Below are 21037 nucleotides of genomic sequence, written 5' to 3'. Positions count from 1 at the left end.
AAATAATATTTTATTGTTTTAATGTATTATTGGTTATAATTAGTAGTCGATTAGGTAAGTAATTAATTGATAGTTGTTTAAGCAATTTAAGTGGTTTGAAATAATTCAATAAAAAAGCTCTAATCGGTTAAAATTAGAGCTCTTTGTAAAATTGATTCGTTGAATCTATTTTGTGTCTTTCTTTCCGAAGATTGAAATCTTCAGGTATTTACCTGGATTTTCTTTCAGGTCTTTCACCAATTGGTCCAGATTTTCGGAAGCATTTGTTAAGTTATTGTATAGCTTTTCATCATGGATCAATTGACTTAGTGATCCATCTCCAGTATTGATCTTATTGGTTATTTCCATCACGTCCTTCATGGCTTGGTTGGCATTGTCAACGGTCGCCTTGATTTCCGTTTTTGATAGATCATCTGAAAGGTTATCCAGATTCGCTAAAATGGAATTGATCTTTTCGTTGTTGTTTTTGAAGTTCATCGTAATGGACTCCATATTGGCAAGGATCTTACTCAAGCGGTTTTTCTCTGCACCCATCAATCCATCTACATCACCTGTAATCTTTTCAAGGTTCTTCAAGGAAACAGAGATACTATGTACACTGCTCTTGAAATCTCTTTGGAAGTTTTCATCCAATACCGAGTTTACACCCGATAGTACGGAATCCAGTTTTACGACCAAGTTTTCGATTTTCTTTTGCAAAGGTTCAACTTTTTCCATCAGATTAGCCTGTACATCCGATAGCAATGGATCTCCGTTTCTGGCCATGGTGGTGCTGTTTCCTAATTCAAAGACTATGGCCTTACTACCCAATAGGTCGGCACTTACGATTCTTGCCACCGTATTGGATGGGATATCATAGTCATTGTTGATCTTGAATTCAGTCCTGATTTTTCCGTTCGGTTGGAGGGTAAGTTTAGAAACGCGGCCAATTTGGAAACCACTGACCAATACAGGTTTAGAAACCGCTAGCCCATCCACGTTGTCATATTCTGTGTAAAAAGTATTTTCGCTGCTAAAAACATTGTTCCCTTTGAGGAAACTGTAACCGATAAATAAGATTGCAATAGCAATACTAGTTAATGCCCCGACTTTAGTTTCGTTAGATATTTTCAAAATTACCCTATTTAAGTACTACCACTCTGTTCTAACCGCCAATTTAAGAAAAAGTTTATTTTTCTATGCTTTTTCTGTAGGTATTTATGGCATTGAACAAATCGGTGACAATTGATTCTTGTCCAGCGGATGACATCATGAAGCGTTCCTCATCTGGATTGGAAATAAATCCGATCTCGGTCAATACTGCCGGCATACCTGCCGTTGCCAAAACTGCTAAAGATTGTTCTTTTACACCTCTATCTGTACGGCTAGACCCTGCAAATTGATCTTGCATATAGGATGCAAGACGGATACTTTGCTCTCTAAATTTTCTTTTCATCAATGAAAATACGATGTAGGTAGAGGGGTCTTTAGGGTCAAAACCACCATAGTTTTCTTTGTAGTTTTCCTCCATTAGGATGGATGCGTTCTCACGGATCGCTACATCTTGGTCACCGGTACGGCTAAAACCCAGAACCAATGTTTCGGTTCCTTTCGCGGAGGTGTTCAGAACACGTTGCGTGACATAACGACCTCGGCTGTTTTTTACCCTACGGCTACTGGCACCACCGGAGTTACAGTGTATGGAAATAAAAAGGTCCGCATGATGCTTATTTGCCAATGCAGGACGTTCATAAAGTTTAGGATATACATCCGTGGTACGTGTATAGATCACTTTGATGCCTGGGAACTCCTTCTGGATCTTCTTTCCCAGTTTCAAGGCCACCTGTAGGGCAATGTCTTTTTCCTTAGATTGCCTACCTACTGCCCCAGAATCATGTCCACCATGCCCAGGATCTAATACTATTGTTTTAATTTTTCTAGGACTTCCACTTTGGTCGCTTTGTAAATCTTTTGGTTTAAAACTCGCTAATACAACCACTGAGATACAAGTCAACAATAACCCAATTTTCCGAATCACGTTTGTCTTTTTTGTCGTCAATTTCTCCAATTTCTCTTAATCGTTTCTGTTTCCTATCAAATTCTATTCCTAATGTGCAATTGAATTTGATTTATATTGCTTGATGGCGTCCACTAAATTACCTACGATTTCATTCTGTCCAGCTTCAGAAGCCATGAACTGTTCTTCATCTGGGTTAGAAATAAAGCCGATTTCCGTCAGTACTGCGGGCATAGCTGCCGAAGCTAAAACTGCCAGGGATAATTCTTGTACCCCGCGGTTTGGACGGCCTTTTTTAACATATTCATTTTGGATATGAGTTGCAAACCGAATGCTCTTATCGCGATATGTCCTCTTCATTAAAGAGAAGATAATATAGGTAGAAGGGTCATTTGGGTCAAATCCGCCATAGTTCTCCTGATAGTTCTCTTCAAAAAGAATATCGGCATTCTCCCTAACGGCTACTTCCGATTCTCCTCGCTGCAACCTGTTAAAACCACAAACAAAAGTTTCGGTACCACTTACTCCAGGGTTCCTGATGGTCCTGGTGGTATAGCGCCCGTTCTTACCTTTTACTCGGCGGTCGACATCGGCCGAGTTGCAGTGGATAGAGATAAAAAGGTCAGCATGGTTTTTATTTGCCAAGGCTGTCCTTTCGTGAAATGGAACATCCACATCAGTTTCACGGGTCAACATGGCCTTTACGCCAGGCATTTCTTTTTCAATCGCTTCTTTCAATCGTTTCCCCACTTGCAGCGTAATATCCTTTTCCACGGTGGTCCTTCCTCGAGCACCGGGTAGATTACCACCATGTCCTGGGTCAATAACGACCAATTTGAATGTTTTATTGGATTGCGAAGTTTGAGGAGGATTATTCTCAGGATTTTTCTTTTCAGTGGAATGAACAATACTGCTCAAGAAAATCAAGGGAAGAAGTACTGCTGCAAACGTAATCGATATTTTTGTTGATTTATTGAAATTCATAGTTAACGTTATTATTTTAGTCCTATCAATAACATTGCAAATGTAAACTGTTAAATATGATTAACTTTTGAAAAACCTAATCGTTGTTATTGATTTTTGACTATTTTTGCCAACAAGAGTTTAAAATTAGCACAAAAATAACATTCATATTTCATTTTGAAGGCCTTAAGTTGTTTTTTCCTTTCCATTCTGTTTTTTTTTATTGGGATGTCTGTGCTACAGGCTCAGGTGGAGACCAATTCTCGCACTCAAAATGTTACAATAGACACCCTTCAAAGAGATACAATTCCGACCGATACCAGCAGAAATAACTTCAAGGAAGTAAATGGTCAGGATACAGTCCACATGAAAGATCAAGGTGGTTTGGAAACCGTTGTGACCATTTCCGCAAATGATTCCTCCTGGAACCAGGTCAGTAAAAACGTCCTTCACTTATACAAAGGCGCCAAAGTTAAATACCAAGGCTTTGAATTGGCAGCGGATTATATCCGTTTGGATAGAAATACCAATGTCCTGTTTGCCTCCGGGGTAATGGACCATAACGGCAAATATGTAGGTCGTCCCGTCGTGATCATGCCCGGTGAATCGCCCATTGCGGTCGACTCCCTTCTCTACAACTATAAGACTCAAGTGCCCAAAACCTTCGGTGTAATGACCGAGGTTGACGGGGGATACATTCAGGCCAGAGAGGTCAGGAAAAACATCTATGATGAAATGTCCCTCTACAAAGGACTTTACTCCACCTGTAACCTGCCTTATCCACATACCCACTTTGGTATTCAGATTACCAAAGGGGTCATCACCCAGAAACAGATTATTGCCGGACCTTCCTATTTGGTCGTAGCAAATATTCCGATTAAGTTTTTGGCCATCCCATTTGGTTTTTTTCCTAAACAGGACAAGAAAAGTTCCGGATTCCTATTTCCATCTTTCGGTGAAGATGCCGCTAGAGGTTTCGCGATGCGTGATCTAGGATGGTACCTGACATTCAATGATTATTGGGACTCGGAAATCAGGGGTACCTTATATTCCAAAGGAACCTGGGAAGCCAATGTGAGGACCCAATACTTAGTGAATTATAAGTTCAATGGTAACTTCGCCCTTCAATATGGCTCATATGTGCAAGGGGTGGAAGGAACCGATAATTATGGCCGCGAGAAAAACTTCCGATTTACTTGGAACCACTCTCAACGTCAAGAAGCAAATCCAGGTACATCATTCTCCGCATCGGTAAACTTCGGTTCTCGAAATGCTTACCGAAATGCTGCCACAACAGGTGGCTATAACCCTCAGCAAGCGATCAACAACAGTATGCGTTCATCGGTTGCTTACGGAAAAGTGTTTGCTGATGGCAAGGTGAATTTCACGGCAAATATGTCCCATGAACAGAACCTATCGACAGGAGCCTTGTCCATGGACCTACCAACCATCAGTTTAAACGTTGCAACCTTCAACCCATTCGATTCCAAAGACCGTATCGGTGAACAGAAATGGTATCAGCGTATCACGGTAGGATATAGCTTGCAAGGTCAAAACCGAATCGTAACGACAGATTCCCTGTTGTTCAGAAAAGAATCACTGAATAAATTCACCAATGGTGTACAGCACAATATCCCAGTAAGTTTAAGTTTAAACGTGATGAAGTACTTCCAATTCAATACTTCATTCAACTATACAGAACGCTGGTACCTTCAATATGTAAGGAACAGACTGGTGAACCAACCTTATGGATTTCAAAACGTAAGAGATACCCTTCAGGGCTTTAAGCGTGCTTACGACTATTCAGTATCTTCAGGATTATCGACCAAGATCTATGGTCAGATGAACAAGAAGATCGGGAAGATCGAAGCCATGCGACACACCATTACCCCATCGGTGAATGTGAACTATAGACCCGATTTCTCAGATGCCCGTTATGGTTTCTATCGAGACTTTACGGATGAAAATGGGGTGTACAGCAGATACTCCATCTTCGAGAACGGTATTTATGGAACACCGAGCGCAGGTAAATCCTTTGGTATTGGATTCTCCGTGGATAATACCCTCGAGGCCAAGATTCGGAACGATAAGGACACCACCGGTACCGGGATCAAAAAGGTGCCCATAATCCAAGGTCTGACCTTTAGTGGTAACTACAATGTGGCGGCGGATTCCCTGAAACTTTCCCAGATTACTTTCTCTGGTCGTACAGCCCTGTTCGACAAAAAAGTAAATGTGAACTTCAACGGGGTATTCGATCCATATACCTACGATAAATATACCGGTAACCGTATTGACCGTTTTGCAATCAAAGATGGTACGCTAGCACGCTTGACCAACTTTGGTTTATCCTTCGACTATAGTCTAAACCCGAAAGCAAACCAAAACAGAAGCGATAATATTGACTCCCTGAGAAGCTCTATGCCTAACCTAACGCCTGAACAGGCGCAAGCCTTGGCAAGGATCAGTACCGACCCGAATGCATTTGTGGATTTCAATATTCCATGGAACTTGGCCGGTTCATTCAGTATGAACTATGCCCGTGTATTCAGTCGTGAAAAGCAAAGAATGGAGACCAGATTGACCAGTACGGTAAACGTGCATGGTGATTTTAATGTGACTCCTAAGTGGAAGGTACAATTCAACACCGGTTACGACTTTGTGCAGAAAGAAGCATCCATGACCCAGGTCAGCATCTATAGAGATCTGCACTGTTGGGATATGTCGGTGGGCTGGGTGCCATTCGGAACCTATAAGAGTTATAATATTACCATACGTGCGAAAGCATCCATATTACAGGATTTAAAATTGACCAAGAGACAGAGTCACTATTCGTACTAATAGACATTCTGTATAAAACTATATCTATGAAAGCTGAAATTATTACCATTGGTGATGAAATCTTGCTCGGACAGATAGTAGATACCAATTCTGCTTGGATAGCCCAAGAGCTATTCGCCCAGCAAATCCAAATACAACAGATCACTTCTATCACAGACCAGGAAAGCCATATCCTGGAAGCATTGCATGATGCTGCCAGCCGTGCCGAAATCATCATCTGTACCGGTGGTCTAGGGCCTACCAAAGATGATGTGACCAAGTTTACAGCTGCAAAATTCTTTAACACTACTTTGGTCCATAATCCAGAGGTGATGGAACATGTCAAACAGATCTTCCATCGTTTCGGACGTACCATGCCTGAAATCAATAAGGGACAAGCTGAAGTATTGGCCAATGCCGATGTGCTGTTCAATGATTGGGGTACTGCTCCCGGTATGTGGGTAGAGCATGATGGCAAGGTCTATGTGTTCCTTCCTGGGGTTCCATTTGAAATGAAGAACCTGATGACTTACCGGGTCCTTCCTAAATTGAAGGACTTTAAAACGGAAGAAAAGGTGGTCAACAAATATATCCTGACGGTCGGAATAGGAGAGTCTCATCTAGCTGAACATATTGCAGCGATTGAGGATCAATTTCCTCCTCATATCCATTTAGCATACTTACCTAAGATCGGCTTGGTTCGATTAAGGTTGACTGCAACTGGATCAGATCTTGAAAAGCTTGAAGTCGAAGCAGAGGACTGGAAAAATAAATTGGTCGATCGAATTGGCAATGCGGTGGTAGCTACGGAGGATATCAGTTTTGAAGAAGTCATCGTCCATGCTTTTTCTGAAAAGGGAAAGACCTTAGCGACAGCAGAAAGCTGTACTGGAGGCAATATCTCCAGGTTGATAACCGAAATTCCGGGCTCCAGTAAAATGTTCAATGGAGCGGTTGTTGCCTATGCCAATGAAGTTAAGGAGCATGTGTTAGGGGTAGATAGGGAAACCTTGATCGCCCATGGAGCCGTAAGTGAGGAGACCGTCATTCAAATGGCAAAGGGAGTTCAGCAAAGGTTAGAAGTGGATTATGCCATTGCTACCAGTGGAATTGCCGGTCCAGATGGCGGTACGGCCGAGAAACCTGTAGGGACGGTCTGGGTGGCCATTGCGGGCAAGAATGAGGTGAAAACAAAGCTGTTTCACTTCCATCATGACCGTTTAATTAACATAGAACGCACTACTGCTCAGGCATTACTGATGCTATGGAACTTATTTCAACAAGAATCAGAGTTTTAACAAAACGATATTTTGTTAATTATATATGATAAAATATTTAATTTTGTTCACTTGTCAAGTAAGTATTAATAATTAACTTAGTAATCTAACAATCCAAATAATAATAGATGGCAATATATAAACTTTTGTTACCTAAGATGGGGGAGAGCGTCTCTGAAGCGACCCTGACCAAATGGGTAAAGCAGGTTGGGGATCATATTGAAGAGGATGATGCAGTTGTAGAACTTGCTACCGATAAGGTCGATTCTGAAGTTCCATCGCCAGTATCTGGAATTCTTAAAGAAAGATTGTTCGAAGAAAATCAGGTAGTTCAGGTCGGTGAGGTCATTGCTCTGATTGAAATTGAAGGACCTGAGGAGGAAAGCCAAGAGCCTCAGTCTACCCAACAGGAAGAACCTGCTGAAAGCTCAGATACGCCTGTAGATACTGCAAACGAATCCGAATCCATTCATAAGGACCTTGCTGATGTCGAATCGCCGGCATTGGAAATACCAGACCATGATATCCCTGGTCTCGATCAGGTTCAGGAAAAAAATATTCAAATCGAATCCAACCATCAGGAGATCTACTCCGGCATCCGCTTCTATTCTCCTTTAGTAAGGAATATCGCTCAGCAAGAGGGTATTTCTCAAAAAGAGCTTGACGGTATCCCAGGTACTGGCGGTGAAGGAAGGGTTACCAAACAAGATATCTTGAATTACCTTGAACAGAACAAAGGCGTTCAATTGCCAAAGCCTGTTCAACCCGCTACTGAAGAAAGACCTCAGCCTAAAGTAGAGGAACCTCAAACCCCAGCAGCTCAGGTCGTGAAAAGTAGTAATGGTGATTCAGAGATCATTGAAATGGACCGTATGCGTAGGCTGATTGCAGACCATATGGTGAACAGTGTCAAGACTTCTCCGCATGTTTTCTCTGTTGTCGAAGCCGATGTAACCAATTTGGTGAATTGGAGAAACAAAGTAAAAGATGGCTATAAGAAATCTGAAGGTGAGAATATTACCTTCACACCATTGTTCATTGAAGCTATTGCAAAAGCCATCAAAGATTTTCCAATGGTGAATGTTTCAGTAGATGGTTATAATATTATCCGTAAAAAGAACATCAATATTGGAATGGCAACGGCACTGCCTACAGGCAACCTTATCGTTCCGGTAATCAAGAATGTCGATCAACTGAGCCTAACCGGAATCTCCAGGTCTGTGAATGACTTGGCGAACCGCTCTCGAGGCAACAAGCTTAAGCCAGACGATACCCAAGGTGGTACTTTCACTTTCACCAACATCGGTGCATTTGGCAATATCTTTGGGATGCCGATCATTAACCAACCTCAGGCAGCTATCCTAGCCGTCGGAACGATCAAAAAGAAACCGGCAGTTCTGGAAACTGAATTTGGTGATGTCATTGCTGTACGCCATATGATGTATATCTCCATGTCCTATGACCATCGCGTTATTGACGGTGCATTGGGTGGGCAGTTTATCCGACGTGTGGCTGATTACTTAGAAAATTGGGACTCTGAAAGAGTTATCTAATCCATAATAAAACAAAAACGCTCATCATCCGATGAGCGTTTTTGTTTTATCCATTTACCATAAGCTGATGCCTCGGTAATTTCATCATCACCATATAGCGGTATCTGAAATATAGTAATATCGAAGAGGTCAATAAGCCCAATGTCAAACCGTACCATATTCCCTTAACGCCAAAGTTCAGTTGAATTCCCAAGAAATAGGCTGTTGGTAAACCGATCACCCAATAGGCAAAGAATGTAATAAAAGTAGGGGAATTCACATCACCCATACCCCGTAATGTACCTAGACCTACCACCTGCGTACCATCAAATATTTGGAACATTCCTGCAATGATCAATAACTGTGATGCCATAACCACGACCTCATGATCCTTGCTGATGATGTATGGCAGGTATTGATTGAACACAGCAAAAATAATCGCACAGATAACCATGAAAATCAATACCAAATGGTAGGACACCGTTGCGAACTTCTGTAGGCGGAAGAAGTTTTTGTTTCCATAGGCATTGCCCACCTTGATGGTAGCCGCAGAAGCAATTCCACTTGCCATCATATAGGTCATTGCCGCCAGTGTTATGGCCGTTTGGTGAGCTGCCTGCTCTACCGCACCGATCTTACCTGCAATTAGCGCCGCTCCTGCAAATGCTCCGATTTCAAATACATATTGCATCGCCACAGGACCGCCTATCTTAAAGATCTGTTTTACTCTATTGAAGTCAATAAACTTGGCCGAGAAATGGTCGATATAGCGCTTGAAGTTTTTCGATTTCAACACATACCAAGCCATCACGATCATCATCAAGATGCGGTCAACCAAGGTTGCAATACCCACACCACGCACGCCCATCGGTTCGATTCCGAACATCCCTTTCACAAGGATTACGGCAATGATGACGTTCAGCACATTCCCCCAGATGGTAATGTTCATCGCCTGTTTGGTGAATCCCAAACCTTCCGCAAACTGTTTGAAGGTATTGAAGACCATTAAGGGCATGATAGAAAGACTCAAGATCAATAGATATGGCTTCGCAGTCTTAACTACCTCAGGATCCTGATCGGCATGTTCCATGGCAAACATAGAACCATAAAAAACGAATAGGAAGAGCAGGATAGCTGATACAATGTTCAACCAAAAACTATTGGATAATAATTTTGCACATTCCTTATAATTCTGACGACCGTTTTCTTGGGCGATCAAAGGTGTCAAGCCGTAAGCTATCCCCAAGCCTATCACCAAAACTACCATGAAAACAGAGTGCACCAAGGAAACTGCTGCCAATGGGATGGTCCCTGCAAAGTGACCGACAATAATGGTATCTGCTGTTTGGACCAAGGTATGCCCCAATTGTGAAATCACAACCGGACCCGCCAAAGCCATCGTACTTAAGTAATAAATTTTATTGGATTTGATTTTCTGCAGCATATACGAAAAAAGTAAAGAGCACAAAGGTACGAGTTAAAACTTGCTTAGCGAATCATGTTTGGGTTAACTTTTTGTTTCTAAATATTTACATCAAAAAATTGCTGAAAAAAAATAATAGACTTACCTTAGCTTATTAACAATTAATAAAGTAGAGATGAATTTAGCGTTTTTGAACATTGGTACCCAAGAGATGATGCTTATTATTTTAGTTGCATTATTGCTTTTTGGTGGCAAGAAATTACCAGAATTGGCTAGAGGACTGGGACGTGGTATCCGGGAATTTAAAGATGCTTCTGAGGGGATTAAGAGAGAGATTTCAGATCAGATCAATAACTTCGAAAAAGAAATTGACGATATAAAAACAGATATTGATAAAGAGCCTGAAACCAATAAACCTGCTGCAACACCTATCCAAGATTTTGAACAGGTAAATGCAGCCACCGAAACAGAGGAAGTGTCCGAAGAGGGTGTAGTGGAGAAGAAAGTTCCTCAATTTACGGCTCCTGCTGGAACCTATGAGCATAAGCCATACAGCACGCCAACACAGGACGATTACTATAGCTATGGTTATAATGATCACTTTGGAAGCAATGACAGCCCAGCTGCTGATGACACCCAAGCAGTAGCTAACTCAACGGAAACCCCTGAACCCGAAGTTGAGCAAAATCCATTAGAAGATAATAATTCTAAAAAAGCCTAAAACAATTAAGAATTCTATATCGATAAGCTGTTGGAATCCATTCAACAGCTTTGTTTTTTCATTTTAAAATATTTTATGAGTACATCCCACGAGATTATCGTATCGAAAGAATTGTCGATTAGCGAGAAACAAGTGCATACCACCATCAACCTATTGGATGAAGGTGCAACGGTTCCTTTTATCGCGAGATACCGTAAGGAATTGACCGGAAGCTTGGATGAAGTGCAGATAACAGCCATCCGTGATCGCATGCAGCAATTGAGAGACTTGGACAAACGTAAGGAAGCCGTCCTGAAGTCGATCGCTGATCAAGGTAAGCTTACTCCGGAACTAGAGATCCAAGTGAAATCAGCCGAAACCATGGCTGCCTTGGAAGATATCTACTTGCCTTACAAACCTAAGCGCAAGACCAGAGCTTCTGCAGCACGCGAAAAAGGCTTGCAGCCTTTAGCTGATCTCTTGCTTACGCAAGATAAATTGGATGTGGAATCCAATGCTGCCAATTTCATCGATGATGAAAAAGGTGTAGCAACCTTGGAAGAAGCACTCGCTGGTGCTCGTGATATCATAGCCGAGCAAATCGCTGAAGATGCAGAAGTGCGCGCTCATGCCCGAAAAACATTGTTGAACAAAGGACAGTTTGTTTCTCGTGTTGTTCCAGGCAAAGAAGAAGCTGCACTGAAATACAAAGATTATTTCGAATGGACTGAATCCCTGAAAGAGGCCCCTTCGCACCGTGTCTTGGCCATGCGAAGAGGTGAAAAGGAGGAATTATTGTACCTCGATATTGATATCGCTGAAACAGATGTCGTTCCAGGCATTGAGAAGCTATATATCAAAGGAAACAATGAAGCGAGCAAACAAGTGTCATTGGCACTGTCCGATAGCTATAAACGTCTCCTAAAGCCTTCTATGGAAACGGAAATCCGCGTATTGACGAGACAGAAAGCTGATGAGGAAGCCATTAAGGTATTTGCGGACAATGTTCGTCAATTGTTATTGGCGGCACCACTTGGTCAAAAAAGACTGTTGGCCATTGACCCTGGATTCAGGACTGGTTGTAAGACGGTCGTTTTAGATGCGCAAGGGAACCTTTTGGAAAATACGGCTATCTTCCCGCACAATGGCGCGGCCGGACAGGCGGAAGCTGAGCGTATCATCAAAAAATTGATCTCAGCACATGATATCGAAGCCATTGCTATCGGTAATGGTACTGCCGGTAGGGAAACGGAAGATTTTATCCGTAAAATGAACATGCCGGGAGCAACAATCGTAATGGTCAATGAAAGTGGAGCATCTATTTATTCTGCTTCAGAAGTGGCAAGGGAAGAATTCCCCGACCATGATGTAACCGTGAGAGGTGCAGTCTCCATCGGTAGAAGATTAATGGATCCATTGGCCGAGTTAGTGAAGATCGATCCTAAATCAATCGGGGTTGGACAGTACCAACATGATGTGGATCAAAATAAATTGCAGTTAGCGCTGGATGATACCGTGATGTCCTGTGTGAACTCGGTTGGGGTGGAGTTGAATACAGCTTCGAAACAGATCCTATCCTATATATCTGGGTTAGGGCCTGCTTTGGCGCAACAGATCATTAACTATAGGAAAGAAAATGGCCCATTCAGTTCTCGAAGGGAATTGAAAAAGGTGCCTAGGCTAGGGGACAAGGCTTTTGAACAGGCCGCGGGTTTCTTGCGTATCCGCAATGCGGATCATCCTTTGGATGCCTCTGCAGTTCACCCCGAGCGTTATGCTTTGGTGGAACAGATGGCGAAAGATATACATGTTTCCATCCAGGACCTGATGAAAGATGAAAAGGTCAGAAAGAGTGTTGATCTGAAGAAATACATATCGGATGAAGTAGGGTTGCCTACCTTAAATGATATCATGGCTGAATTGGCTAAACCAGGGTTGGACCCTCGTGATAAGTTTGAAGCCTTCTCATTTACCGAAGGAGTGAATAAGATTTCAGACCTGAAAATCGGTATGAAACTGCCAGGTATCGTTACGAATATTACCAATTTTGGAGCATTTGTGGATATCGGTGTTCATCAGGATGGATTGGTTCACCTCAGCCAACTGGCTAACCATTTTGTTTCTGACCCCCATGAGGTCGTAAAAGTTCAACAACAGGTGACTGTTACGGTGACTGAGGTTGATGAAAAAAGAAACAGAATCAGTCTGACCATGAAAACGGAGGAAAAAGCCCCAAGGAAACATTCGGAGAAACGTTCAGATAAACGTTCCGACAAACGTCAGGAGCGAGCACCTGAAACCGATATGGCAGCTAAACTGGCAGCCTTGGCAAGCAAGTTTAAATAATAAAAACAAAAGGGCGATTATCGCCCTTTTGTTTTTAACCATCTCTTGAAATCTATCGCCTCGAAAGCCGCACGATTTCTTTTATCTTAAAAAAATGAATATCTTAATTCCATGACTTTAGAAGAATTTAAATCAACCTTGAAAGACGCTCAGCCAAATCCAAACTGGAATGTACAGGTTCAAGCACTATGGTATGATGCGAAAGGGGACTGGAAAAATGCCCATGACCTGATCGATCACCTTAATGATAGAGGGTCTGCCCATGTGCATGCTTACCTACATCGTGTGGAAGGGGATCTATGGAATGCTAGGTACTGGTACAACCGTGCCAAGCAGCCTGAGTTTAGTGGAAGCCTGGAGGCGGAACATAACCAGCTTTTGGAGCTTTACCTGGATTAACGTTCGTACTGCTGTCAGACGAGCTCTTGATGCTGTCCTGCGGGATGTTAGGGATAGATGGGATGCTGTCGCGCTTAGGCTTCCATGTCCACATCTTACGCCAAAACTCACCAAGGGTATTGAATTCCTGACGGTATACCAAACCGACAGCATTGATATAATCGTCCGTAGGGGTAAAGAGAATATTTCTTGTATTCAATCGGTTATATGCCCTAAACATTAAGCTACCATCTCTCCTGATCTTATAGGTCAGTTCGGCATCTGTCGCGACCTGGTTAGAGAAAAAGGTCAGGTCGGTCGTCTGTATGTTCCTACGGTCCACAATTCCTCCTGTCAATACCAATCGGTCATCAAAGAATCGGAAGGATGCAGAGGCATCGTTTAGAGATCGGATGTTGAAATCCAAGAAGTTGATCTTTAGGGATTGCGCCAGAATATTGTTCAATTGGTTAAAGGCGATTTCCGTTCCAGCAGATAATAAGGTATTGTTTACCTCCCTGCCAATTTCTCCCGAGTTTCCAGCGGTAAAGCTTCTCCGGATAATTAAACTCAATGCCTGTTGATTGACATTATTGGCGTCACTGAAATAGGCCTGCAGTTCATCCTTGACATATGGTGTCTGTGGGAAGTTCAGGTCAAAGGAGACATCGGGCTGGCTCAAGGTTCCCTTGATGATCATGTCAGCCTGCGCCAATACTCTTTCGTCCGTGCCGGCACGCCCAGCTGCATTATACAGATCACCAATGGAGGTGCGCTGCTGATAAACTGCCGTGATATTGACGGTTGCTCCAGAAGGAGATCCCGTCCAGCGAATCGTTCCTCCTTGCTTGATGTCGAAATATTTGTTGATAAAATCCTGTGCCGTAAAGTGGAATTTTCCTGAATTGATGGCATAGTCCCCGAACATCTCAAAATCGCCTAGACTGGAAATCTTCAAACTGATTTCTCCGGTTCCAGTACCTTTCAGCGAACCAATGTCAGTCTGTAGGTTGACCTCTGCACTCGGAGTCAACTCCAGGTCCATATTCATCGTCATGCCCTTTAGGAAATATCGGTTTGCATTTTCCTTGTTTACGCTGGAGTCTTTACTGACAAAGTAGATAAAGTCACTTTCTGAGATCGTCATGGCCGTATTGAATGGAATACTGATTACCGTATTGTCCTCTGACCTGGCCTTGATATTAATGTCGATCGCCGAGGTATATCCTTTAAATTGATAGGTTCCTGTGGCATATGCAGTACCATAATATAGGTTATTGTCCTTATAGGTTGTATTCAGGATCATCACATTATTGGTCGCTACATTCACATCGATATATGGATTGCTCAATGTTGAAAGATTGACTACTCCACCCGCTACGGCCTGATGCCCTTTAGAGTCGGTAAAGGTCAGGTTATTCATCATGACCGCGTTATTATCGATCATCACAGACTGATTGTTCAGATTATAGGTGGTCTTTAGGTAATTAACCTTAAAGGATGCACTTTCAATTTTCGCTGAACCATTGATTTGCGGATTTTGAAGTGTTCCTGTGATTTGAAGGTCCGCATCCATTTTTCCTTCCAGGTCGGATGCCAAGCTACGGATAAAAGGTTGGAACAAGATCAATTCGGTCTGGTTCAGGTTTCCCTTTAAATTTATGGCTTGTTCACCGGATACAACTTGGTAGGTACCGTTCAGGGTCAATCCTCTTTTTCGGTCGTCCAATAACTGGAAATCCAAATTGGCCACCTTCGATTCCGGATCGAAATCTGCTAACAGGACCAATTGCCCAATTGGTATTTGGTTCCACACCAAAGGTGTGGTGTTTACGTTTGCAGATAGGTAAGGCTTTTTGAAAATGGAATGCAATTCGATGTTTCCGTTCAATTCACCATCTAAATGAACCCCTATTGGCTTGGTTACCGTTTCCAAAGAATGCAGGTTGAACCTTTCAAATTTGATGTCTAGTTTATCGTCTTCATTGGATAATACGCCATTGAATTCCACCCTTTGGTTTCCTTGGGATGCAATTAAGTTGTTTAAATAGAATTTCCCCTTGGACACCCGCATTTCAGCATCTTTGTTGAAAGCCCAAGGTTCATAATTCACAACGATGGTGGACTCCTCAAAACGGATATATGCAGGTTTATTGTGTGCGAAGTGAATGTTACCATTCAAACGCATGTAATTCTTTTCGGTTTCTTCTGCCCCTTTGATATTAAACAATAGGCTGTCCTTGGAAAGGATATTGTTGATTTCAACATTATTGACAAAAACGGAGTCTGTCAGAAATACCTTGTCCGCTTTCAGGTTTAGGGAGAAAGCATTTTCGTCAGCAATCTCATCGATGCTCAGGTTTTGCAGATTAATGCCCTGATACTTTACAAAAGGACTAAAGGCATTGAATTCGGCCGTAAAATCTTCTGAATTAAAGTGGGCCTCTAAGGTTGCTCCATCCTCCAAGGTTAAGGTTGGGTCCAAAAATGCGGATACAGGTTCAAAGGATTTGACCTTGAGTTCAAGGTCGAAAATTTGAGGATTGTACGGTTCTGTTTCCAAGCCAATTGCCGGTGCATATTTCATGGCCAATGCCTTGAAATAAGGTACAAGTGTGTTCAGGTCTATCACACCTTTCATCTCTCCATCCATCACATTGGATTTCAGGGTCAAGAGCCTATCCGTTTCATTGCCTTCAGCGGCAAAGAACACATCATCAATGCTGAATTTCCCCTTACTGGTCTGCATGTTGATCTGATTGGCCCGAAGGTCCCCGTTCAGGTTGTTGAGGTTGTTGCCAGTCAGGTGCGTACTGATATTGGAATCATAGATGATGATGCTATCCTTATTGACCAAGCCTAAATTCTTTAGGTTGATTTGATCGATCTGGGCATCAACATTATAGATGTTGAATTCACCGGATAGGTTAATTTTCGAATCATAAGCCAAGGCAATGTTCGGGTCACTGATGTGGCCATTCATTTCAATCTGCTCCTCAAATAGGAAGGCATCCACGGATACGCTGTCGTATTGGTAATTATTAAGTTGTAATCTTCTCAGATCTCCTATGATGTTCAATTGAATTTCTTTGAAATCCAAGTTTTGCCCATCAAAGTCCAGATTAAGCCCCGTGTTCTTAATGCTATTGCTGTTGATCAAATTTCCAATCTGAAACTCTTCAGATTTCATGTTTCCAGCGTACTGAATATTCTTTTGGATGTCTATTTTAGCGTTGGTCTCTAATTTTCCCAATTCCGTGTCGAAGGCCCCCACGACATCAAATAAGTTATACAGCCCTTTAAAAGTCCCCCTAAAATTAATCTGTCCCAATCTATGAAGCTGCTCAGGTAAGTCAAATGACCCTCTGTTAGAAAGTTCAGGTACCAGTTTTTCCACGTCAGAAGCGCTGGTCTGCAACTGATTGGCATTGAAATCAAAAATTGTCCTGTTGATATCGGGTAGCCCCTTGATGCTGAAATCCCCCGTCAATCGGGTTTCCTCTCCGGTCTGTATATCGGCATCCTTCACGAACATATTGGCTACCGTACCCTTGACACTACCTTGGTTTACTTTGGCTTTAAACTTGACAAATTTCATGTCTGGCGCAAAGTATTCGATATCCTTGGAATCAACAAATACATTGCTCATGCTTGACTCAATCTGTACTTTCTTCACGAAATCACCAAAGTCGCCAAAATCTTTATAACTGAATTTCAAGTGTCTCCCCAAAGAAGAATTGTTGGTGATCAGCTTTAATTGGTCAAATTCCATGGATTTGTCCGTAACGAAGGCATCTGCACTCAGTTCTCTTACGATAAAACCAGATTTCTCCTGGAAAGTCAATTTCTTGATCTTGGCTTTTATCGAACTGCTATCCTGTTCTATCTTGCTGAAATTGCCTGTGAGATGGGTCAGTTCGATGTCCGAAAAATCCACTCCACGGTTATAGTGTTTCTGGGTATGGTTAATGATCTTGACATGGTTGTCAACCAAATTGACTTCGTACAATTTCAGTTCCATTTGCTTCTTAGGGCCAGTTTTTTTCTTCTTTTTCGGGCTGAAATAGTCGATTAGGAATTTGATGTTTGAACTGTCTTTGTAGACCTGAAAATCAACATAGGCCTGCTCAATATTTAATTTTTCAATGATGACCTTGTTCCGGAAAAAATCCGTCAGGATAAGGTCTGCATTTAATTTCTTTGCAGAAAGAATTAGGTTTCCATTTTGGTCTGCCAGGTTGAAATTATAGAGATTAAGTTCGGAGAAAGGCTTGAAGTAAATGCTTCCGATTTCTACTTTGGCATTAAGCTCTTTGGAAAGGTATTTTGCCACTTTTTTGGTGACAAATGTTTGAACAGATGAAAATTGTAAAGAGAATAAAATTACCGACAGCAGTGCGAGTATGCTGAGCAGGCTAATAAGCGTTATTTTAAGTATTTTTTTGATACTTTTGTAAATTAAATTTTATACTTCTCTCAAAATGGCCATTATTCTAGGAATAGAATCTTCATGTGATGAAACTTCGGCCTCTATATGTATAGACGGCGAAATTAAGTCAAATATTATTGCAAGTCAAGCAATTCATGCTAAATATGGGGGTGTGGTTCCTGAGTTAGCTTCTCGCGCACATCAACAAAACATCATTCCAACAGTAGACCAAGCTATCGCTGCTGCTAAAATACGGAAAAATGACATAGATGCAGTAGCTTTTACACGCGGACCTGGACTTTTAGGTGCTTTATTGGTGGGAACCTCCTTCGCAAAATCATTTGCCTTGGCCATGGATATCCCATTGATCGATGTCAATCATATGCAAGCACATATCTTAGCGCACTTCATTGATGATCCAAAGCCTAATTTCCCTTTCCTATGCCTTACCGTTTCGGGTGGTCATACGCAAATCGTATTGGTCAAGGATTATTTTGAAATGGAACTGTTGGGCGAAACTTTAGACGATGCAGCAGGGGAGGCCTTTGATAAGACCGCAAAGATTTTAGATCTTCCTTACCCTGGCGGACCTTTGATTGACAAGCATGCCCAAAACGGAAACCCCGATGCCTTTAAGTTGCCCGAACCTCAAATCCCAGATCTGAACTTTAGCTTCTCAGGATTGAAAACAGCAATTTTATATTTGGTACAGGCTGAAATAAAACAGAACCCTAATTTCTTGAATGAAAAAATGGATGACCTATGTGCATCTGTTCAGAGCCGTATCGTTTCCATCCTGTTGAATAAATTAAAGAAAGCAGCCAAGCAGACCGGAGTGAAGGATATTGCCATCGCCGGTGGGGTATCTGCCAATTCTGGTTTAAGGAATGGTCTGATTGAAATGGGGAAAAAATATAATTGGAATGTATTTATCCCTAAATTTGAATACTGTACAGATAATGCAGCCATGATTTCCATTGCAGGCTACCAAAAGTTCTTGAAAGAAGACTTTATTGGACAAGAGGTTGGACCTGTAGCTCGAATGGGAGTATAATCAAGCTCAAATAGAGTTTTTTTCAATATTATCGGTCAGAAAAATTTTAGTATTAATATTTCAGCTCATACTTTGACCTTATTCGAGACATATTCGGAAATCTGGCAATATGTCTCGAATATGTCTCGAAGCATTCTCGAAGAATTTTCAGAGCAATAGATAGGATGAATTCATGATTTATCCTTTTTTATTTTAGCAAGATTAAACTTTAAAGGGGATGTATTTTATCTGAAATTGATCTTGACTTCAATCTTTTTGCCATCATTACCTTTTTTCCAATCTGGTCCATTGTGGATAATCTGAATGGCTTTCTGACTTAGGTCAGGATTGCTTGATTTCTTGATGCTGATGTCAATCGGCCTACCGAATGTTGAAATATCGAAGATCAAGGTAACGGAGCCTTTGCCCAACAGGGTTTGGTAAGAATTATCGTTGATGTATTTCTTGTAGGCAACCCAACCTACTAGAGGTTCTGATTTTACCTTTTCCGTTTTATTTCCATAGCCAACGACAACTACTTCGTCAAGTGCTCCAAAGCTTGGTTTGAGTTGCACGATCTTATTGTTGCTGGCAGTGATCAATTCTTTCTCGTAACCTAGGGAAAGGATTTCCAGTTTTTGATTGTCTGAAGTCAAGGGCAGTATATATTGGCCAGAAGAATCGGTCATGACCACATCGTTGGTCTTGACATCGCGCACCGATGCACTAATGATCGGCCTTCCAGATTGCTGATCTAGGACACGGCCGGTCGCTAACTTTTTAACGTCTTGGAGGGAGCTTACGCGGTCGGCCGAAGCAACTGCAGCTTGGCTAGTTTGTTTTGACTTCGCTGGCGTCTTTCCATTCATCAGGATGACATTGGTTTTGTCTATCTTTTTGAAGGATCCCATTTCGTTTGAAGCTATTCGATTGTCAATTTTATCATGGAAAGTACTTGTGTCCGATCGAGGAACTTCCCTTAAGAAAACATCGGAATTATCAGCAAGCACTTCTTCTACCGTAGGTTTTGCAGTATTCGCGTTTTTTTTCCTTTGGGCTGAAGCTTCCGCTCCAGCTGGAGCAGGTTCGGCTGGTGTAGCAAGGGCAATCAGGTTGTCCTCTTCGGAGAGGCCATCTAAACTGTCCAAATGTATACTGTTCAGCGTGGTGTCCGTTGGCACATCGGCTTTGTTGTCCATGGCCACGGTTTCCATCGTCTCAGCGACCTTGTTCTGGTCCCTGTTTAAGTACCAAATCGTACCGATACCTAATGCCAGTAATACCGAGGCTGCGATTGATAGGTTTCTATATAAGCTGAATGGTCTAACCTTCGCAGGATGCGTCCTTTCGAAAATTGCGGAATGAAGATCTGCGACTTCAAGAGGGTTGTTCAGTTTTTTCTCTTCCTCCAATCCCATCAATACATCCATTAAAAGTTCATCTTCATGGGATGCCTTTTCAATAGCATACATTTCGGAGTCGCTCAGTTCTCCGTTCACGTATTTGCGTAGATATGCTATGTCAAAGTTCTTATTCATGAGAATTCCTTTCCATACAGTTCTTCAAATTCCTTTTGCCATTTTGGATATAGCTTTTTACATCGTTCATGCTGTAGCCGGTTATATCAACCACTTCTTTGTAGCATTTCTGTTCGATGAAAAAGAGCTGAATACTTTTCTTTTGCTTTTCTATTAAGGTATCCAAGCAGCTTTCCAGTCTCAATAACTGTTCCTCCCTTTCTTGATAGTTTTCCTCCTGATGCAGGTTCATTGAAAATTCCACAAAATTATCTGTAACAATTTCTTGTTTGTTTTTTGCAGATCGCAGTGCCATCAGGCAGTGGTTCTTACTGACCACGTAGAGCCAGCGGGGGAAATCCTGTATATCTTGTTTTTTGACTTTGTCGATGAGTTCCTCAAAGATTTGCATGACCGCATCCTTGCTGCGTTCAGGCTCTTTAAAGTATCGTAAACACACATAATAGACCATTTCACTATGCTTTTGATAGAGGTCTCCCAGATGGTTGAGGTCGCCATCCAGCAGATAGAGTTTTAGCAGATCTTCATCCGATAGATTTTTCTGTTTTGACAAGGTCCTAGTGCTCATTTACTGCTGAAAATTAATTTTTTTTTCTCGTTTA

The 21037-nt window shown here is 42.0% G+C and carries 14 protein-coding genes; 7 read left to right on the top strand and 7 right to left on the bottom strand.

The window, feature by feature from the left end:
• Positions 1-165 precede the first annotated feature (165 nt).
• The 3 genes from ACWIB3_RS07600 to ACWIB3_RS07590 form a co-directional block, all read right to left on the bottom strand.
• Positions 166-1113: an MlaD family protein gene (locus tag ACWIB3_RS07600; RefSeq protein ID WP_185214320.1), complete on the bottom strand. Its 948-nt coding sequence runs from the start codon at positions 1111-1113 to the stop codon at positions 166-168.
• Between the two features lie 55 nt (positions 1114-1168).
• Positions 1169-2017, bottom strand: a complete 849-nt coding sequence (locus ACWIB3_RS07595; RefSeq protein WP_254530167.1) for an N-acetylmuramoyl-L-alanine amidase family protein — start codon at positions 2015-2017, stop codon at positions 1169-1171.
• Positions 2018-2086: 69 nt separating this feature from the next.
• On the bottom strand, positions 2087-2980 hold the full coding sequence (locus ACWIB3_RS07590; RefSeq protein WP_454291295.1) for an N-acetylmuramoyl-L-alanine amidase family protein: 894 nt from the start codon (positions 2978-2980) through the stop codon (positions 2087-2089).
• Positions 2981-3187: 207 nt separating this feature from the next.
• Here ACWIB3_RS07590 and ACWIB3_RS07585 point away from each other — a divergent pair, with 207 nt between their 5' ends.
• The 3 genes from ACWIB3_RS07585 to ACWIB3_RS07575 all read left to right on the top strand — a co-directional run bounded on the left by ACWIB3_RS07585 (position 3188) and on the right by ACWIB3_RS07575 (position 8609).
• Positions 3188-5800: a putative LPS assembly protein LptD gene (locus ACWIB3_RS07585; RefSeq protein WP_214648520.1), complete on the top strand. Its 2613-nt coding sequence runs from the start codon at positions 3188-3190 to the stop codon at positions 5798-5800.
• 26 nt (positions 5801-5826) lie between these two features.
• Positions 5827-7077 (top strand): competence/damage-inducible protein A, encoded by a 1251-nt coding sequence (locus ACWIB3_RS07580; RefSeq protein ID WP_454291294.1) that lies wholly within the window; start codon positions 5827-5829, stop codon positions 7075-7077.
• 107 nt (positions 7078-7184) lie between these two features.
• The gene (locus tag ACWIB3_RS07575) at positions 7185-8609 is read left to right on the top strand and encodes a dihydrolipoamide acetyltransferase family protein (protein ID WP_454291293.1); all 1425 of its coding nucleotides are present in this window, start codon (positions 7185-7187) and stop codon (positions 8607-8609) included.
• A gap of 46 nt (positions 8610-8655) precedes the next feature.
• On the opposite strand, the gene ACWIB3_RS07570 is transcribed toward ACWIB3_RS07575, so the two are convergent.
• Entirely contained in the window at positions 8656-10032 is a 1377-nt protein-coding gene (locus tag ACWIB3_RS07570; protein WP_254530158.1) for an MATE family efflux transporter, read from the bottom strand.
• Positions 10033-10186: 154 nt separating this feature from the next.
• On the opposite strand from ACWIB3_RS07570, the gene ACWIB3_RS07565 reads away from it, so the two are divergent.
• The 3 genes from ACWIB3_RS07565 (at position 10187) to ACWIB3_RS07555 (ending at position 13456) form a co-directional block, all read left to right on the top strand.
• On the top strand, positions 10187-10732 hold the full coding sequence (locus ACWIB3_RS07565; protein ID WP_185218541.1) for a Sec-independent protein translocase subunit TatA/TatB: 546 nt from the start codon (positions 10187-10189) through the stop codon (positions 10730-10732).
• Between the two features lie 75 nt (positions 10733-10807).
• A complete protein-coding gene (locus ACWIB3_RS07560; RefSeq protein WP_454291292.1) occupies positions 10808-13057 on the top strand; it encodes a Tex family protein in 2250 nt (749 codons plus the stop codon).
• Between the two features lie 111 nt (positions 13058-13168).
• On the top strand, positions 13169-13456 hold the full coding sequence (locus ACWIB3_RS07555) for a hypothetical protein (RefSeq protein WP_454291291.1): 288 nt from the start codon (positions 13169-13171) through the stop codon (positions 13454-13456).
• Here the strand turns inward: ACWIB3_RS07555 and ACWIB3_RS07550 are convergent.
• Positions 13401-17873, bottom strand: coding sequence for a translocation/assembly module TamB domain-containing protein (locus tag ACWIB3_RS07550; protein WP_454291297.1), 4473 nt, complete (start codon positions 17871-17873; stop codon positions 13401-13403). The genes ACWIB3_RS07555 and ACWIB3_RS07550 overlap by 56 nt on opposite strands.
• Before the next feature lie 43 nt (positions 17874-17916).
• On the opposite strand from ACWIB3_RS07550, the gene tsaD reads away from it, so the two are divergent.
• Positions 17917-18918 (top strand): tRNA (adenosine(37)-N6)-threonylcarbamoyltransferase complex transferase subunit TsaD, encoded by a 1002-nt coding sequence (tsaD, locus tag ACWIB3_RS07545; RefSeq protein WP_185218544.1) that lies wholly within the window; start codon positions 17917-17919, stop codon positions 18916-18918.
• Positions 18919-19142: 224 nt separating this feature from the next.
• Here the strand turns inward: tsaD and ACWIB3_RS07540 are convergent, their stop codons facing one another.
• Positions 19143-20435, bottom strand: a complete 1293-nt coding sequence (locus tag ACWIB3_RS07540) for a carboxypeptidase-like regulatory domain-containing protein (RefSeq protein ID WP_454291290.1) — start codon at positions 20433-20435, stop codon at positions 19143-19145.
• On the bottom strand, positions 20428-21003 hold the full coding sequence (locus tag ACWIB3_RS07535) for an RNA polymerase sigma factor (RefSeq protein WP_185214330.1): 576 nt from the start codon (positions 21001-21003) through the stop codon (positions 20428-20430). Before ACWIB3_RS07535 ends, ACWIB3_RS07540 begins: the two co-directional genes overlap by 8 nt.
• Positions 21004-21037 lie beyond the last annotated feature (34 nt).

Source organism: Sphingobacterium sp. NPDC055431, assembly GCF_053644255.1.
This window is presented reverse-complemented; position numbering and strand designations above follow the sequence as displayed.

Bases quoted from the DNA above. Each gene is read 5' to 3' on its own strand.
- ACWIB3_RS07555 (WP_454291291.1), top strand. From the start codon at position 13,169: ATGACTTTAGAAGAATTTAAATCAACCTTGAAAGACGCTCAGCCAAAT.
- tsaD (WP_185218544.1), top strand. From the start codon at position 17,917: ATGGCCATTATTCTAGGAATAGAATCTTCATGTGATGAAACTTCGGCC.
- ACWIB3_RS07560 (WP_454291292.1), top strand. From the start codon at position 10,808: ATGAGTACATCCCACGAGATTATCGTATCGAAAGAATTGTCGATTAGC.
- ACWIB3_RS07585 (WP_214648520.1), top strand. From the start codon at position 3,188: ATGTCTGTGCTACAGGCTCAGGTGGAGACCAATTCTCGCACTCAAAAT.
- ACWIB3_RS07535 (WP_185214330.1), bottom strand. From the start codon at position 21,003: ATGAGCACTAGGACCTTGTCAAAACAGAAAAATCTATCGGATGAAGAT.
- ACWIB3_RS07540 (WP_454291290.1), bottom strand. From the start codon at position 20,435: ATGAATAAGAACTTTGACATAGCATATCTACGCAAATACGTGAACGGA.
- ACWIB3_RS07575 (WP_454291293.1), top strand. From the start codon at position 7,185: ATGGCAATATATAAACTTTTGTTACCTAAGATGGGGGAGAGCGTCTCT.
- ACWIB3_RS07565 (WP_185218541.1), top strand. From the start codon at position 10,187: ATGAATTTAGCGTTTTTGAACATTGGTACCCAAGAGATGATGCTTATT.
- ACWIB3_RS07590 (WP_454291295.1), bottom strand. From the start codon at position 2,980: ATGAATTTCAATAAATCAACAAAAATATCGATTACGTTTGCAGCAGTA.
- ACWIB3_RS07580 (WP_454291294.1), top strand. From the start codon at position 5,827: ATGAAAGCTGAAATTATTACCATTGGTGATGAAATCTTGCTCGGACAG.
- ACWIB3_RS07570 (WP_254530158.1), bottom strand. From the start codon at position 10,032: ATGCTGCAGAAAATCAAATCCAATAAAATTTATTACTTAAGTACGATG.